The sequence below is a fragment of the Cohnella hashimotonis genome (assembly GCF_030014955.1).
GTDB lineage: Bacteria > Bacillota > Bacilli > Paenibacillales > Paenibacillaceae > Cohnella > Cohnella hashimotonis.
In genome coordinates this window covers 200,622-216,480 of sequence record NZ_JAGRPV010000001.1, presented here as the reverse complement: position 1 = coordinate 216,480, position 15,859 = coordinate 200,622, and the positions used below count along the sequence as shown (strand labels likewise).

The following is a 15,859-nucleotide window of genomic DNA, read 5'->3' as shown; positions in this document are numbered from 1 at the left end:
CGATTACGTAAACGATTAAATGTTCTATTAACAAACGCCTTTTATGACAGAGGCATTTATTCAACTTAGGAGAGGATCAAATCCCACTTGTTGAAGTCGACTTCGACCTCCCCGTCGGCAAAAAAGACAATTCCTTTGCTGGCCGGCGAAGGAAAAATAGTCGCGCTCATCGTTCGCAGACCCAGTTGAATAAAGGCTTCGACACTGGATCGATCAAGAAAAAGTCTAACGTGAAGCGATCCGTCAATCAGCTGCACCTCGACCTGTCGGCGACCTCGAACGTCTTCTTCGCCAGGTCCGGGTTGAATCGGATAGCCGCTGGCGGACCGATCCAGAATAAACGTCTGTTCCTGAACGTTATAGGAAAATACAGTCTCTTCCTTTTCGCCTTTCCTGACTTTGATGCCGAACTGAGTCGCGTCTATTGGCGTAAAACGAACGATCATCTCGACTTGCTCGCCTTCGACGCCGGGTACCGAAACCTCGCCGGCGAACCGCCGGTTGCCCGAAACATGATTGGCGCGGTACTGCTCAATTTCCTCAATCGGTTGCTGATACAGCTTTTGACCTTCGAGTCGTAGCACTCTGGGGAGCGTCATCATGCCGGACCATCCGTGACCAAGTTGATCTGATGGAATGGAGCGGTCCCACATTTGCATCCATCCGATCATGATTCGTCTGCCACGATCGTCAATCGTCGTCTGAGGCGCATAGAAGTCCAATCCATAGTCTAATTCGTCAAGCGCATCTTGCTCGAACTTTCCCGTCTCCCTGTCAAGCGAGCCGACCATATAAACGACAGAATGTTGGTTGTGATACCTGTTTCCCTCTCTTTCGACAAACTGTGGCGAGACGATTAAAACGTCTCGGTCTCCAAGTTGAAATAAATCAGGACACTCCCACATCTTGCCCAGACGACTTTTGCTTTCGACCATAATGCTGACGTATTCCCATTGCTCCGCATCTAGCGAACGGTATAAGAGCAGTTGTCCGCTATCATCCGCGGCCCGGCTGCCGATTACAGCGTAAAACGTATCCCCTTCCTTCCAAATTTTCGGATCGCGAAAATCCTGAATCGATGCACCGGCCGGAAGATGATTCGCATCAAGTACAGGGTTACGATCAAGCTTGCGATAGGTTACGCCATCTCCGATCGCTATGCACTGGGTTTGTCTGATCAGCGAAGGATCGTTATCGTCCGGATTGAAATGGCCCGTATACATGAGAATGTGACGATCGCCGTCTTGAATAGCGCTGCCTGAGAAGCAGCCATGCAGGTCATAAGGGCGATCCGGCGCCAACGATACGGGCAGATGCTCCCACCGTACCAAATCCTTGCTGATCATATGCCCCCAATGCATGGGACCATTCTTAGAAGAGTACGGGTGAAACTGATAAAACAGATGAAATTCGGAATTGTAAAAGGAAAACCCGTTAGGGTCGTTAATCCACCCGATCTCGGCCGAGGCATGATATGCCGGTTTATATTGCGGATTCACCGAGTTCTTATTATTTTGGATATAATCATTCGCTCTCTGAATGGAATGCATGATGTGTCCTCTCCTTGTTTGATGATCCCATGAATTTAAACGTTTACGTAAACGATTAAATGCTAATATGTAAATCATTTCTTGATGACGAATGAATTTTAACAGCTTTATTTTATACAGTCAATTGTTGAATGGACCGTAAGTATATAGCGAATCAAGATCATGACCTGACATCCTATTGTCTAGTTTCAAAGGATATACTGGAACCTGGAGGCGAGCGCGGATGCAAGTCAGCAGATTATTTCAAGTGATCTATATTTTATTGGAAAAAGGAACCGTTACGGCACCTGAGCTGGCCGAGCGGTTCGAGGTGTCCGTCAGAACGATTTACAGGGACGTCGAGGCTTTAAGCCAGGCCGGCGTTCCGATCTACACCAGTCAAGGAAAAGGCGGCGGCATTTCCCTTGCCGACAGGTTTGTCCTGAACAAGTCCCTGCTGTCGGACAAGGAGCAGGATGAGATCCTCTTCGCTTTACAAAGTTTGTCCGCGGCCCGATTTCCCGATTCGGACGAGGTTTTCTCGAAGCTGAGCAGCTTGTTCAGCAAGAGCAGCGCCAACTGGATTGAGGTGGATTTCTCCTCATGGGGAAGCGGGCAAAAACAAAAGGAGCTATATGCCCTGCTGAAACAGGCCATTTTGGAGCATAAAGTGATTTCGTTTACCTATTTGAGCGCGGCCGGAGAACAAAAAAACCGGAGAGGCGCTCCATTGAAACTCCTTTTTAAGGATAGAGCCTGGTACGTTGAGACTTATAGCCTTGACCAACAAGCTTTAAGAACCTTTAAAATTACCCGGATGTCGAATGTTCGATTTTCAGACGGAGATGAGATTGAGCTTCAAAAACTACAGCAGGGCGAGGCGGAGCCCTCGGGGACGGAAGTTCCGACCGATAAACCGCCGAGGGTCGCTCTGATATTAAGAATAGAGCCGGCGGGAGCCTACCGCATCGTGGATGAGTTTAAGGAAGAGGACATTGCGAAGCAGGAAGACGGATCTTTCCTGGTTACTGCGGATATGCCTCCCGGCGAATGGCTTTTTCAATATCTGCTTTCCTTCGGGGACTTGCTGGAAGTCATCGAACCGGCGTCCGTCAGGATGGAAATCAAAAAACAAACCGAAAGAATGTTTAAAAAATATTTGAGATAACTGGACACGATGCTGTCAGGTTCTGCTGATTAAACTATCCTTGTACCCGACATCCGAAGGAGGATTCAGCAGAATGATGGAAAACAGCCCGTACTTATTGGATATGCGCAAAGAATTTGCAGGTCAACGCGCCCTGGTCACCGGCGGAACCCGAGGCATCGGCAAGGCGATCGTTCAACGTCTGCATGCAGGAGGAGCCGAAGTGATCGCTGCGGCAAGGTCGCTGCCCGAAGCGGTACCTGAGGGGGTAGGCTTCATTCAAGCCGATGTCAGCCTCCCGGAAGGCACGGATCATCTGGTCCGGGAAACGATTCGAAAATTCGGCGGCCTGGATATTTTGATTAACAACGTGGGAGGCTCCTCGACCAGCACGGCGGGGGCTTTGGCGATATCGGATGAGGACTGGCAGACGACGTTTAACGCCAACCTGTTCTCAACCGTCCGTCTCGATCGTGGATTTCTGCCTTATATGGTTGAGCAGCAACACGGCGTCATTGTCCATATTTCCTCTATTCAGCGCACATTGCCGGGTAAAATGACCATGCCTTATTCCGCCGCCAAAGCTGCGCTCGTTAACTACAGCAAAAACATCGCGACCCAGTTCGGCCCTAAAGGGATCAGGATCAATGCACTGGCGCCGGGATTTACCGAGACGGAAGCCGCGGAGCGGTTAATCGATAGAATGGCCGAACAAGCCGGAACCGACTATCTGGCTGCACGACGGCAGCTCATGGACGAGCTTGGCGGCATTCCGCTCGGCCGGCCCGCCAAGCCTGAGGAGATTGCCGAGCTCGCCGCTTTCCTTGCGTCAAGCAGAGCCTCTTATATAACGGGCTGCGAATATATCATTGACGGCGGAACCATTCGCACGATTTAACGAAAATAAAGGAGTCGATCCTATGGAACTCAATCCGCTTCCGCAAGTCATTCAAGCGTTTATAGCCGCTTCCAATAAACCCGATCCGGAGGCTTATGTCGACTGTTTTTCGGAGGATGCTACGGTCCGCGACGAAGGAAAAACATGGGTAGGCAAAGACGCTATTAAAAAATGGAGCGACGAGCATCATTTTAGCGCAAATGTAACGCTTGACCCGCAAAGATATAGACAACATGAGGCGGAAACCATGGTGGTTTTTAAGGTCGACGGCGACTTCGACAAAACGGGCCTCCCGGATCCTCTCTATCTGGATTTCCATTTTCAGATCCGCGACCATCAAATCAAGCAGCTGGCGATACAGCTGACTAAAGAATGATAGTCAATCACTTGATGCTGAAGCTGAAGGACCGGAGCCCGGCCCATATCAAGCAAGTTCAAACCGTCCTGCTCGGCATGAAAGGGAACATCGATACGCTTCTCGACGTTCGGGCAGAAGCGAATGTTCGCCCTGGCCCTTCAGGATACGATTTAATCCTGATCACCAAGTTCGCTTCCTTGGAGGATATGGATACGTACCTTGCGCATCCGTACCATCAGGATATCGCCAGGTTTATCGGCACGGTTCTGGAAACGCAGGCCTCCGTCTGCTGCTCGATTGGATGAAGAAGTTATAAAGCGGGTCCCGATGATTAAGACCAACGGGACCCGTTTCCAGGGCATATGGATTGGCCCTACGAAGATCATCCGGCGGGGGCTCCGCCTCCCTTTCGACATCATATTGTTAGCGTTACAGCTTCCGGACAGCTTCGGACGGAATCATGTCTTCGATCAGCACTTCCTTGGTACGGATGACATCGAGCAGCGCCTGCCACTCCTTGGCCGACAGCTGGTCGTGTTCGAGCGCGAGCTGATTGGAGGAGGGCTTGGCTTTGTCTTTCTTGTCTTTTTTCTTCTTGCCTCCGGCTTTGCGTTCTTCCTTCTCGCTAGATTTGTCGGGCGGGGCTTTGGACTGCTCGCGGATGGCCAGATCGATCGTCTCTCCCTTGTCGCCAGCGAGCATCCCGTCCAGCAGAAAGTAGCGCATGCCCTGCGAGGTGTACAAAGCCGACAGATTCGCCGGATCGATATAGGACAGATCGACCTCGACCGTAGCCGCCGCATCGAACTTCTTGCCCTTCGGATTGACCGCGTCCTCGTTCTGGGCCGTGACCGACAAGTAGTCGGAAGGCTTGTGTCCCTGGACATGATGCATCTCGTCGCTCTCCTTGCGGAGCTTCTTGCCGCCGGTGCCGCTCGCGACCTGGCTGATGTCCGCGTCCTCCACCGGACTCATGTTCGACGGGTACATGCCCTTCACGTCCCCGTGCTTGCCGTTCAGCTCGTCGAGGTTCGCCTGCGAGATGTTGCGGCGCGAATAGCGAGGCACCAATTGGCCCAGCTTGTCGAGGACGAACTCGCCCTCCTCGCCCCGCAGAACGATCAGCGTCTGATTGGCGTTGTTGGGCGACGCTGTTTTTTTGATGTCGCGGCGGTTCAACGTACGCTCGCGCGCCCTGCGCTCCAGGGCAAGCTGTTCCTCTGCATCCTCCGGCCGGTCCAGCTCGCCGGTCCAGCTCTCTTCCTCCTCTTTTTCGAAAGGTTGATATTCGTACGCTGCGCGTTCTTTCTGATTATTGAACGCAATGGCCGCTTCCTGAAACAGCTTGTTCAGCTTGCGAAACTCAGCATACGTCTGCTCCGACTTCGGATTCTCGCCGCGCGCCTTCAGATAAGCCGCGATCGCCTTGTCGAACCCGAAGGCGGACAACCCTTCGAGCGTCTGCAGCTTGTCGAGCTTGTCCTGCAGAAACTTGGCGTCGACCTTTGCGACAAACTTCTCCTTCTCATCGGCCTGCCTGCGCTTCTCCTGGTCCGCCTCTCGCTTCGACGCGGCATCGCCGCGCCGCTCCTCGACCAGCTTGGAGGTATGCTCGCCGGTGCCGGCCGTGTCGCCGTAGACGAGCATCTCGTGAATCGTCTCGTCGATGGCGTCGTCCGACAGATGGTCGGCCGTCTGCTTGCGAAGCTTGAGGATCATCCGCTGCTTCTTGTCCTCTTCGATCGGCTTGCCGTTGTGGCGGATCAGCAGCATCGATTCGAACAGGCAGTCGCCCGTCTTGCTCGTCTTCAGCCATCTGCGCTGACGGCCGACCTCCATCCCGTCCGCCACGCCGTCCACCACCTCGTAGTGGTTGCCTAAGTGCACCAAAGCCAGATCGCCGACGGGCGTGTGGCTGGCGCCGACCTGATTGACGCGGTGGAATACCCCTGCGACGATGACGTACACCTGCGCCTTGATCCGGAGATGGTCGGCGAGCCATTCGGCTTCCGCTTCTCCCGCCCAGGTGCCCATCTTCTTCAGATCCTCGCGATAGTTGCGGCGTTCTTCGGGACCGACGTTCAGGTTCAGATGGTCGGGCGCCTGCTGCGGCGCCTCTCCCGCATCCAAGCCGGCGTCCGATTCGGATCTCGAACCGTGGCTCCGTCCTTCGGCTTTAGCGAGCTCCCGGGAAAGCGAGATGACGACATCCTTGTACACCTGAACGGACGGCTGCGCCGCATTTTGTTCGACGAACCTGCGCGCGGACGCCAGCTCGCCGGCAATCTCCTTCATGCGGTCGCGGTCGGACGCCTCAAGCTCCTCCGGCTTCTTCTTCTGCAGCTCGGCGATCCGTCCCCCCAGCTCGAACAATTGTTCCAAATTGACCTCGCCGTCAAGCTCGCCCTTGTCCCATTCCTGCTGAATGCGGCGGAGCAGTTCCATGTTGCCTTCGAGGGTCATCTCCAAAGTGAGGGAGTGACGCTCGAGCGCGCTCAGTTTCTCGGTATCGACCACGTCTTTAGCCGCATCCGTCTCCTGCGCTTCCCGGTAAATCGCGTCCTTGACGATGCGCATTCGCTGAATCGGGGGAGCCGAAGCCGCCGGGATCGCGTCCTTGGCGCGCAGCATCTGCACGACGGCCCGATTGCCGCCTTGTTGTTGGAGCTTCAGCAGCGCTTGCGCCTGCGATCCGAACGAGGCGGCCTCAGTCTTCGCGGACGCGGCGGTCCGCGAAGCCGTCCCGTCCCGGGAGTCGTCCCTGGCCTGTGCCGGACGCGGCTCCGCTTGTCGGCGCTGCTGCGGCATAGCCGTGCGTTCCAATCAATTCCCTCCTTTTTCCTGTACCTGGATATTACTTCGGCATTTTCTGCGTTAACGAACAGGCCCATCGTTGAATAGGGAAGGCAAAAAAAACATCTGCTACTCCTGTATGGTTGTCATTGCCCAACCATAACCGAAGGAATAAGCAGATGCTCTTAAAATTCCGGACATACGATTGATGCCGTTTACGAATTCAAAGTAACGATCACTTTCGTCACGTTCGCCCCGCCAGCGCCGCCGTTGAACCGGATGACGTTGTTCGTCCCGGAGGCGAGTACGACTTGCTTGCTGACGCTGCCGGTGTAAGTGCTCCAGCCGCCGGTTCCCGGCAGCGCCAACGAATACGCGTTGCTGCCGATCGCCATGCCGAACGTCGACGTCGCGTCGGCGGAGCCGTAGACGACGGTCACCTGCGCATTGCCTCCCGTGCCGCCGTTCACGCCGGACACCTGGAAGTACGCGCCCGAAAGGTGCATGTTCTCGATGCTGGAGCCGCTCTTCGTCGCCCCGCCCCCTACAGTCACGTTGCTGCCGGTCACCGGATATTCCGTCACCGTCTGCGGGACAGACGATTTGAGCGAAATGCTGACTTTGGATACGTTGACCCCGCCCATGCCCCCGGTCAACTTCACCACGTTGTTCGCGCCCGGATTAAGGTCGATGATCCGCTTCGCAATGCCGGTATAATTGCCCCAGCCCCCCGTGTTGGACAAGCCAAGATAGTAGCCGTCTCCGTACGGATCTCCGCTGGCATCGACCTTGAAGGCTGGCCCTCCGTCGGCCGACGCATACTCCACCGTCAACAGCGCCTTGCCTCCGCTCGCGCCTCCGTTAATGCCGCTAAGTTGAATATAAGAGCCCGACAGATGCAAATTTTCGATCGTGCTGCCCGGCCGCGTCGCTCCGCCCCCGAAGGTCACGTTGCCCGCGGTCATCGCGTAGTCCGTCTTCTGGGTATACTCGCCATCGTTCGCGTTGACGATATCGTAGTACTTGACTTCCGTCGCCGTCGAACGCGGTCCGACCGCCGGCACGCCGCCCTCCGTCTGCACGACCTTCTGGATCGTGCCGTCGGCGTTGAAGTACAGCCGGTCCACGCTCGTGCTGCGCAGCGTGCCGTTGTTCGACACTTTGGCGGTATGATAGAACAAGTACCAGTTGCCTTTGTACGCCACGACCGAGCCATGCGTCGTCTCGCTCCCCGCGACCGGATCCAGCAAAATGCCGCGGTTCGTCCATGGGCCGAGCGGATTGGCGCTCGTCGCGTACCGCATCCGGTTCGCGCCCGGATTGCCGTCGGCGTAAGTCATGTAGTACAGGCCGTCCTTTTTGAATACCCACGGCGCCTCGTGATAATCCTGAAGCTCCGTGAACTGCGCGATCGGGCCGTCGATCGACATCATGTCGGCCCCGAGCTTCGCCCCGTAGCTGACCCCGCCGCCGCCGGCATACAAGTAATAGGTGCCGTCGTCGTCGCGGAACACGTTCGGATCGATCATGTTGCTGCCCGGCAGCCCCGGTATATAGCCTTGCACGGTGAAGCCTGAATCGGGCTGGCTGCTCGTCGCGACGCCGATCTTCCATGAGCTGTTCCAATTCGTGTCGCTCGGATGCGGGAAGTAGAAGTAGTACGTCCCGTTCTTGTACGCCGCATCCGGCGCCCACATGAAGCCGCCCTCCGGCCGTCCCCACGGCACGTCGTCCGCGCTCAGAATCTCTCCCTCGTCCACCCAGTCGACCATGTTATCCGACGAGTAGACATGATACTTGTCCATCAGATCGCTGCCCCGGGACGGGAAAATATCGTGCGACGGATACAGGTAGATTCTGCCGTCGCTCCACACATGGGCGGAAGGATCCGCCGTGAAGATGCTCGTAATGATCGGGTTGCCCGACATGACGACGGGATCCGCGGCCGACGAGGCCGATGTGAAGCCGAATAAGACCGATGCCAGCATCGTTCCGGACAGCAGCAGCTTGCCGAGCTTCGCCTTCTTCATAATTACCTCCTCAAGTGGTTGATATGGTAATATTTTCAACACTAGCGTAACTCATCGATGCCCTCGCGGCGACGAGTCGATACGAAACTTTTCCTGACGATCTTAGCGTAGTTGGCGTGCCGGATAGCGCCTTCTCTATTAGCTGCCGGGGAAGATAAGAACAGTCCCGGTGAGCGCAAATAAAAAACATCTGCTACTCCTGTATGGTTGTCATTCTCCAACCACAACCAAAGGAATAAGCAGATGCTCGTAAAATTCCCCACATACGATTAAAGCCTGCTCGGGTTGCCCGACATGACGACGGGATCCGCAGCCGACGAGGCCGACGCGAAGCCGAATAAGACCGAAGCCGGCATCGTTTCGGATTATCGCTTGTGCAGGTCGTTCAATATCTTCTTCCCGGTAGGCGTCTGCGCGAGGCCGCCGCCAGCCGTCTCACGGTGCTTCTCCGGCATGCTGGAGCCGACCTCCAGCATCACCTGCACAACTTCGTCGGACGGAATAACGCTTCGTACGCCGGCAAGCGCCATATCAGCGGCGGCCAACGCCGTCACCGCGCCGAAGCCGTTGCGGACGATACACGGGATTTCCACAAGCCCGCCGACAGGGTCGCAAATGAGACCAAGCGTATTTTTCAACGCGAGTCCTACCGCATGGACCGCTTGCGCGGGCGTTCCTCCGCGCAGATCGGTCAATGCGCCGGCAGCCATGCCGATCGCCGATCCGACCTCAGCCTGGCAGCCCCCTTCCGCCCCCGATACGAATGAATTGTTGGCGATGACATAGCCGATAGCCCCTGCCGCGAACAGACCGTAGACCATATGCTCGTCATCCCAGCCAAAGCGTTCCTGGCAGCTGACGAAAACACCGGGAATGATCCCGGCCGAGCCCGCTGTCGGTGTGGCGATAATTCGGCCCATCGATGCGTTGACTTCCGATACGGCGAGCGCGTAGGCCATCGCATCGCCCGCCGCTTTGCCGAGATTCAGCTCATGTCCGCTACGGAAGGACATCACCCGCTGGGCGTCCTTGCCCGTCAGCCCGCTGCGCGAGGTCGTATCCTCCGTCAACCCCCGCTGCACCGCTTCCTTCATAATCGCGTAATATTGCGCCATCATGTCAAATTCATGTTCGGGCGTGCGGCCCGATTCCGCGCTCTGCTCCTCCAGCATGAGACGGCCGAGCGTTACGCCCCGCTCCGCGCTGAGCGCGGCCAATTGCTCCAAGGTGCGAAAATTCATGCTGCCCCCTCCACTCTTGCTCTAGACCTTCGCTAAATCGACCGTACGAATCATCTCGACATTTTCCACTTCGGACAGCTCCTGGATCAGCGCCTCGTCTAGCGCGCTGTCCAGTTCAAGTACCGTTAGCGCGTCGCCGCTTCTTGCCTTCCGATCGACCGTCATATGCGCAATATTGCAGCCGCTGCGCCGCATCACATCGGTTATACCGGCCACCACGCCCGACCAGTCCCGGTGTCGAACAACAACGGTCGGGTAGATGCCCGACATGCGTACGGCGAAGCCGTCAATCTCAGTAATCTCGATATTTCCCCCGCCGATCGAGGTGCCTGTCATCCGAAGCTCGCGCCGATCTTCCCCCTCCCCGGAGGAAAGCGTAAGCTTCGCCGTATTCGGATGAGAGAACAACCCTTTGCCTTCGTCGAACGTGACGATCACGCCCCGTTCCTCCGCCGCCAGCAGCGAACCGGGGATACGCGGATCGTCCGTCTGCCAGTCCAGCAGCCCGCCAGTAATCGCGACATCCGTGCCATGGCCTCGATACGTAGCTGCGAACGAACCGAAGAAGCGTACCTCGGCCCGCTCCGGCTGCCGGCCGAACAGCTGTCGGGCACATCGCCCGATCCGAGCCGCCCCTGCAGTGTGCGAACTGGACGGACCGACCATCGCCGGACCAATGATAGAGAACACGTCTTTAAACCGCACGATAGACAAACCTCCTGCTGCTCTGCAACCAGCTTATCCTCTCAATCCGGACGAGACGCGCGCGGCGGCGATATTTCCTTCGGAACCAGGCATTCGTATTGCTCGCCATCAAGCCGCTCGGCGAGCTCCGCTTTCGCAGCGGCGATCAACGCCGGATCAAGCAGCGCCTCTACAGCGGTGCATGCCATCGTTTTCCCGGCGAACAGCATCGCCTTGTGCGCATAGGACGACTTGCCCTGCGCCACAGTCTGCCAAGCATGGAACGGCGTACCGAAGGCATAGGTAGCCGTCATGCATTGGGCAGTCGGCACGACCCAGCTCACGTCGGCAACGTCCGTGGAACCGCCCATCACCGAACCGTTGAAGCCGCTATAAGGCGCAATCGTATTTATGAGCGGCTGTTCGGCGATGACGCTGCGCCACTCCTTCGGAAGCAACTGCCCGGCGGCAGCCTTATCGGTATCCGGCAGCGAAGCATAAGCGGCCTTAGCCTCTGTCAGCTCCTCATCCGTATAGACAGGAAGTTCAATCGCGCTCATATAGTCATGCATCACTTGCTCCAGCGCCGTATTCGGAATGAGATTGACGCATGCGCCTTCGATCACGTGCTCCATCGCCGTCTCCGTCATCAGCGCCGCGCCGCGAGCGGCATTTACGACCCGCTCATACAGCGTTTTCACCTGATCTGACTTCGGCGCGCGGATCAAGTAGGTCACCTCCGCATCTCGCTGGACCACATTCGGCGACGTGCCGCCCGAATTCGTCACCGCATAGTGAATGCGGGCCTGATCGATCATATGCTCCCGCATGTAATTGACGCCGACGTTCATCAGCTCGACTGCATCGAGCGCGCTTCTGCCCAAATGAGGCGAGACTGCAGCGTGCGTGCTTTTCCCCTGAAAACGGAACGTCGCATGGATGACGGCCAGACTTGACGACGACATAACCACATTCATCGTAAACGGATGCCAAGACAGCGCGATATCGACATCGGCAAAGCATCCTTCGCGAACCATGTACGTCTTTCCATAGCCGCTTTCCTCCGCAGGACAGCCATAATAACGGACGGTTCCCGGCATTCCGGTCTGCTGCAGATAGTCCTTAACCGCAATTGCCGCAGCCAATGCTCCCGCTCCAAGCAGATGATGTCCGCAACCGTGACCGCTCCCGTTGCTGACGACTTGATTATGAGCATAAACGCCCGCCTGCTGGCTCAATCCGGCGAGTGCGTCAAACTCGCCGAGAATAGCGACGACCGGTCCGTTGCTGCCGAAGCTCGCGATCAGCCCCGTTTCCAGCTCCGCGACCCCGCGTTCGACGACGAAGCCTTCGGCTTCAAGCGTGTCCGCGAGCAGGGCCGACGAGCGGAACTCCTCGAACCGGATTTCCGCGTAATCCCATATCTCGTCGCTAATGGCGATTATCTTGGCGCCTTTCTCATCGACAAGACGCGAAATCTGCTCTGCTACCTGTTTATTCATGTAAAATGCCCTCTTTCATCGTGAAATTTCCCAGTTTGCTCCGGCGGCTGATCAAAAGCAGCGATGCGGCGCTGACGCAAGCGAATACCATCATTAGAATAAAGGCCGACATATAGGAGCCGCCTGAGGCATCGATCATGAAGCCGATCATCGTCGGCGCCAGAAATCCGGCGATCTGCGCCCCCGTATTAATGAACCCGTTCGCAGAGGCCGCATTGCTCTCGGGCAAATGCTTCAGCGCCGAGGAAGCAATGAGGATGACGACGAAGGATTGAAATACCATTACAAGGCACTGGATCCCGACAAACATCGCCGCCGAACCGGCTGCCTGCATCAAATAGAGAAGAATCGCGACCACGACTGCCGAGCCGGCCGCGGCCTGCAAATCTCTGCCCCGGGGCAGCTTATCCAGCACGACCCCGCTGATAAGCATCGCAAAAATGCCGACGAATGCGGGAATGGCCGACAGGTAACCGATTGACGCAAGATCCAGTCCGCGAACATCCCGCATATAGGTCGGCATCCAGGAATTAAGTCCCCAACTGACGACATAGATGCTGAAATATCCGACGAACAGCTTCCAGACGAGCGGCGATTTCAATACAGAGGCCAGAGGTGCAGATTGAGCAGTTCCCGCCGGCAGGTTCGCCGTTTCTGATGGCTTCTTCTTATCTGCCTTTTCCTTCTCTTTCAGGAAAAATAGGAACAACACCGCAAATAGAAGTCCGATTGCGCCAATCCAGTAGAAGACCGGCCGCCAGCCGTTTGCGGCCATTGCCTGCGTCGTGACGATTGGAGTTACGACGCCCATGACAGAGCCTGAAGTGAGCATAATCGACATCGCCCGGCTTCGCTCGTTGGTTGGGAACCAGCCCGTGATTGCCTTCGAGGCGGAAGGGAAGAAGCTGCCCTCGCTGAGTCCGAACAGAAATCGGATGAGGATTAGCGACGTCAGCGACCAGGCAAGCCCTGTTGCAATCGTGAACAAAGACCACATCACGATCGATGTAATGATTACCCGCCGGTAACCGAACCTGTCGGCCAGATAGCCCCCGGGAATCTGCATGAGCGCATAGCCCGCGAAGAAGCTGCTCAGGATAATGCCCGTCGAAGACGCGCTCAACCCCATGTCCTCTGTTATGCCAAGCACCGCATAGTTAATTGCGAACCGGTCCATGTTTCCTACCGACCAGCCCAAGAACAGCAAGCCTAAAATCCAATACTTCCACTTGAAAGAAACACTTGTTGTCATAAATCCGGCACCCTCCTCTATTTTCCAAATGGAAGATAACTGAACACATTTTCATTATAGGAAATGCTGCATTCAAGGTTCAATGTATGATAATCTATTAAATATAAATTTTAAGTGTAGATATATCCATAGCCTCGGAGGTTGATGGTCATGTATATGGAAGAATATATAACATCAATTATGGGCGAGTGCGATTATCAGCTTTGGGCCAGTAAAGAGGATCAGCCGCCGCAGCTCATCGCCGCCAGAGGCGGACAATCTCACGAGCCTTCGGGCAGGGACCCGTCCGACACGAATGATTGCTTCTATCTGCGAAACAAAGAGCAAGGCTGTATCGATTTCTTTTTCCGCTACAGCAGCGGCCTGCAGCTGCTCTTTCGCTGGTTCGACGCCCCCGGAAATGAGCCTGCCGAGCTGCTGAACCTACTGTATCCATCGCTCCCGGGGTATTATGCAGATCATGTCGCTGCGCGTCAGCATATGATCGTACGAAAGATGAGCGACAGCATCAAAAGCATTACCGCCCTGCTCGATCTCGACCAGCTGCTCTCGCAAATATTAGATAATACGATGACGGTTATTCCTACGGCAAGCGTCGGTGTTCTATGGATGTATGACGCAGAGGAAAATGCCTTGACCGTACGCACCGCATCCGAGCGTTTTGATCGCAGTATGATTGGACGGATGCGAATGAAGCCCGGCGAAGGCATAATCGGGCAAGCTTTTCTCGATGGGAAGCCGCGGATCTATCGAGGCGCCGACGCCATTATGAGGGCGGCAGCCAATATGTCGGAGGAGAATGTCCATTATCTCAGCGCCTCCCTCGCCTATAGAGATCCCAATTACCAAGCAGTCCTCTGCGTTCCTGTCAAAGTGGACAGTGAGACGGTGTGCGTGCTTATTTTGTATCAGATGGGGGTCTACCCGTTGTTCACGCTGGAGGACCTTGACTTATTGCACAACTTCGCCGATCAAGTGGCGATCGCGATCCATAATGCCCGCCTTTTCAGCGAGGTACAGCGTCAGAACGCCCTGCTCGTCAAGCGTGATGACATTCATGCGATTCTCATGAAACTATCGCTGAAGAACAAGGGCCCTGCCGTCATTTTGCGCGAGCTGGAGAGGATGATCGAACGCCCGCTCTATTTCATCGATCTGGTTGAGTACACGGTGACGTCATCGAATAACCGGATGAAGTCGCCCGTCTCGATTGCGGCGGTGGCTCAACGACTCGGCTCCAGGCGCGAGCCCGACACTTACGACGAGGAGACTTCGGCAGGCATGCGGAGACTGCATGTCGTTCCAATCATTGCCGCCGATGCTTGCCTCGGCTATGTCGTCATCGAGCTGAATCGGGAGCTGACGACGCTCGATCGGATCGTCCTGGAGCAGGGGCGTTCGATTTTATCGCTCGAGATGGTTCGCAAGCAATCGCAGGCCGACTACTACTACAAAAAGGCGCATGATCGTTTCCATGAACTGCTGGCCTTGCAGGATCTTGCCACGCTTCGGCGCAAAGGCGGCGAGATGGGACTTGAAGACGGGAAAGAGCTGGCGGCCGTGCTATTCGACCTGCCGATCTCGGATTTCCGATTGATGAATGTCCAGATTTACCGACTCGTCGCACTCGTGAAGAAAACATTCCAGACGAGAGCGGCTGTCGTGTTCGTACTCGGCAGCAAATTAACAATGATCGTTCAGGCGAGCAATGCGGAGCGAAAGCTGGATTTGAAGGAGGACCTATCCGCTCTGTTCAAGGAGTGGGGACGAAGTGGCGAAGGTACGCTGCGAGCCGGCGCCGGCAGAAGTTTCGCGGGACTGCAATCGCTCGCCGCGAGCTACACCGAGGCGGGCAAAGCGCTTGCCTACATGGTATCCAAGAAGCGTTCTGGCTTCATGTATTATCCTGACATCGGCATCAATCAGCTTTTCTTCCAGCAGTCCCCCGAGGAATTGGCTGCGTTTATCCAGCAAGTGTTCGGACCGCTGCGCGATGCCGGAGGAGACGGAAGCAGGCTTGAGGAGACACTGCTCGCCTACGTGAAGACGAATCGTTCCATCCAGCAGACGGCCGAGTCACTGCACATTCATGTCAACACGCTATATCAGCGGATGAAGAAAATCGAGGATGCACTTCAAATCTCGTTCAAGGAGCCCGAACATATGCTGCGCCTGCAACTCGCTTGTTATTTGTATGGCGTGGAGGCGAACGGATCGTCATCTTTGTAAATGGACCCGTTTTAAACAGGACACCCGCGCTGACGATTGGCGACGGACCCTTGGCCATGCCGAAAAACCCGGCGCGTTAACAGCGCCGGGCATCGAAATCGAAGCCTTTTCCTGCGAGCTCTCCCTCTCCGTAAATACTGCCCGAGCCCGGTCATTCCAACTAAACCGTCGAACTGAGCGTCCGCGGTCCGGGGCG

General features: G+C 56.0%; 12 protein-coding genes. 5 read left to right on the top strand and 7 right to left on the bottom strand.

Features of this window, described 5'->3' with window-relative positions; all coding sequences use genetic code 11:
• Positions 1 to 65: 65 nt before the first annotated feature.
• Positions 66 to 1,550 (bottom strand): glycoside hydrolase family 32 protein, encoded by a 1,485-nt coding sequence (locus KB449_RS01005; RefSeq protein WP_282906567.1) that lies wholly within the window; start codon positions 1,548 to 1,550, stop codon positions 66 to 68.
• Positions 1,551 to 1,773: 223 nt separating this feature from the next.
• Here KB449_RS01005 and KB449_RS01000 point away from each other — a divergent pair, with 223 nt between their 5' ends.
• The 4 genes from KB449_RS01000 to KB449_RS00985 all read left to right on the top strand — a co-directional run bounded on the left by KB449_RS01000 (position 1,774) and on the right by KB449_RS00985 (position 4,237).
• Entirely contained in the window at positions 1,774 to 2,697 is a 924-nt protein-coding gene (locus tag KB449_RS01000) for a helix-turn-helix transcriptional regulator (protein WP_282906566.1), read from the top strand.
• 76 nt (positions 2,698 to 2,773) lie between these two features.
• Complete coding sequence (locus KB449_RS00995; protein WP_282912705.1) at positions 2,774 to 3,574, top strand: SDR family oxidoreductase; 801 nt, start codon at positions 2,774 to 2,776, stop codon at positions 3,572 to 3,574.
• A 22-nt stretch (positions 3,575 to 3,596) separates the two neighbouring features.
• Positions 3,597 to 3,950 (top strand): nuclear transport factor 2 family protein, encoded by a 354-nt coding sequence (locus tag KB449_RS00990; protein ID WP_282906565.1) that lies wholly within the window; start codon positions 3,597 to 3,599, stop codon positions 3,948 to 3,950.
• On the top strand, positions 3,947 to 4,237 hold the full coding sequence (locus KB449_RS00985; protein WP_282906564.1) for a Dabb family protein: 291 nt from the start codon (positions 3,947 to 3,949) through the stop codon (positions 4,235 to 4,237). The genes KB449_RS00990 and KB449_RS00985 overlap by 4 nt, the downstream gene beginning before the upstream one ends.
• A 124-nt stretch (positions 4,238 to 4,361) precedes the next feature.
• On the opposite strand, the gene KB449_RS00980 is transcribed toward KB449_RS00985, so the two are convergent.
• From KB449_RS00980 to KB449_RS00955, 6 genes are all read right to left on the bottom strand, one after another.
• The gene (locus KB449_RS00980) at positions 4,362 to 6,755 is read right to left on the bottom strand and encodes an OTU domain-containing protein (RefSeq protein WP_282906563.1); all 2,394 of its coding nucleotides are present in this window, start codon (positions 6,753 to 6,755) and stop codon (positions 4,362 to 4,364) included.
• Positions 6,756 to 6,940: 185 nt separating this feature from the next.
• A complete protein-coding gene (locus tag KB449_RS00975) occupies positions 6,941 to 8,755 on the bottom strand; it encodes a family 43 glycosylhydrolase (RefSeq protein WP_282906562.1) in 1,815 nt (604 codons plus the stop codon).
• 365 nt (positions 8,756 to 9,120) lie between these two features.
• On the bottom strand, positions 9,121 to 9,996 hold the full coding sequence (sdaAA, locus tag KB449_RS00970) for an L-serine ammonia-lyase, iron-sulfur-dependent, subunit alpha (RefSeq protein WP_282906561.1): 876 nt from the start codon (positions 9,994 to 9,996) through the stop codon (positions 9,121 to 9,123).
• Between the two features lie 21 nt (positions 9,997 to 10,017).
• Positions 10,018 to 10,701 (bottom strand): L-serine ammonia-lyase, iron-sulfur-dependent subunit beta, encoded by a 684-nt coding sequence (gene sdaAB, locus KB449_RS00965; protein ID WP_282906560.1) that lies wholly within the window; start codon positions 10,699 to 10,701, stop codon positions 10,018 to 10,020.
• Positions 10,702 to 10,742: 41 nt separating this feature from the next.
• A complete protein-coding gene (locus KB449_RS00960; RefSeq protein ID WP_282906559.1) occupies positions 10,743 to 12,182 on the bottom strand; it encodes a M20 family metallopeptidase in 1,440 nt (479 codons plus the stop codon).
• Positions 12,175 to 13,434, bottom strand: coding sequence for an MFS transporter (locus tag KB449_RS00955; RefSeq protein WP_282906558.1), 1,260 nt, complete (start codon positions 13,432 to 13,434; stop codon positions 12,175 to 12,177). The genes KB449_RS00960 and KB449_RS00955 overlap by 8 nt, the downstream gene beginning before the upstream one ends.
• 150 nt (positions 13,435 to 13,584) lie before the next feature.
• On the opposite strand from KB449_RS00955, the gene KB449_RS00950 reads away from it, so the two are divergent.
• Positions 13,585 to 15,663, top strand: a complete 2,079-nt coding sequence (locus KB449_RS00950) for a helix-turn-helix domain-containing protein (protein ID WP_282906557.1) — start codon at positions 13,585 to 13,587, stop codon at positions 15,661 to 15,663.
• Positions 15,664 to 15,859 lie beyond the last annotated feature (196 nt).

What these genes read in the sequence shown, in the direction of transcription:
- KB449_RS01005 (WP_282906567.1), bottom strand. Translation starts at nt 1,550, where the DNA reads ATGCATTCCATTCAGAGAGCGAATGATTATATCCAAAATAATAAGAAC.
- KB449_RS01000 (WP_282906566.1), top strand. Translation starts at nt 1,774, where the DNA reads ATGCAAGTCAGCAGATTATTTCAAGTGATCTATATTTTATTGGAAAAA.
- KB449_RS00995 (WP_282912705.1), top strand. Translation starts at nt 2,774, where the DNA reads ATGGAAAACAGCCCGTACTTATTGGATATGCGCAAAGAATTTGCAGGT.
- KB449_RS00990 (WP_282906565.1), top strand. Translation starts at nt 3,597, where the DNA reads ATGGAACTCAATCCGCTTCCGCAAGTCATTCAAGCGTTTATAGCCGCT.
- KB449_RS00985 (WP_282906564.1), top strand. Translation starts at nt 3,947, where the DNA reads ATGATAGTCAATCACTTGATGCTGAAGCTGAAGGACCGGAGCCCGGCC.
- KB449_RS00975 (WP_282906562.1), bottom strand. Translation starts at nt 8,755, where the DNA reads ATGAAGAAGGCGAAGCTCGGCAAGCTGCTGCTGTCCGGAACGATGCTG.
- sdaAA (WP_282906561.1), bottom strand. Translation starts at nt 9,996, where the DNA reads ATGAATTTTCGCACCTTGGAGCAATTGGCCGCGCTCAGCGCGGAGCGG.
- KB449_RS00960 (WP_282906559.1), bottom strand. Translation starts at nt 12,182, where the DNA reads ATGAATAAACAGGTAGCAGAGCAGATTTCGCGTCTTGTCGATGAGAAA.
- KB449_RS00955 (WP_282906558.1), bottom strand. Translation starts at nt 13,434, where the DNA reads ATGACAACAAGTGTTTCTTTCAAGTGGAAGTATTGGATTTTAGGCTTG.
- KB449_RS00950 (WP_282906557.1), top strand. Translation starts at nt 13,585, where the DNA reads ATGTATATGGAAGAATATATAACATCAATTATGGGCGAGTGCGATTAT.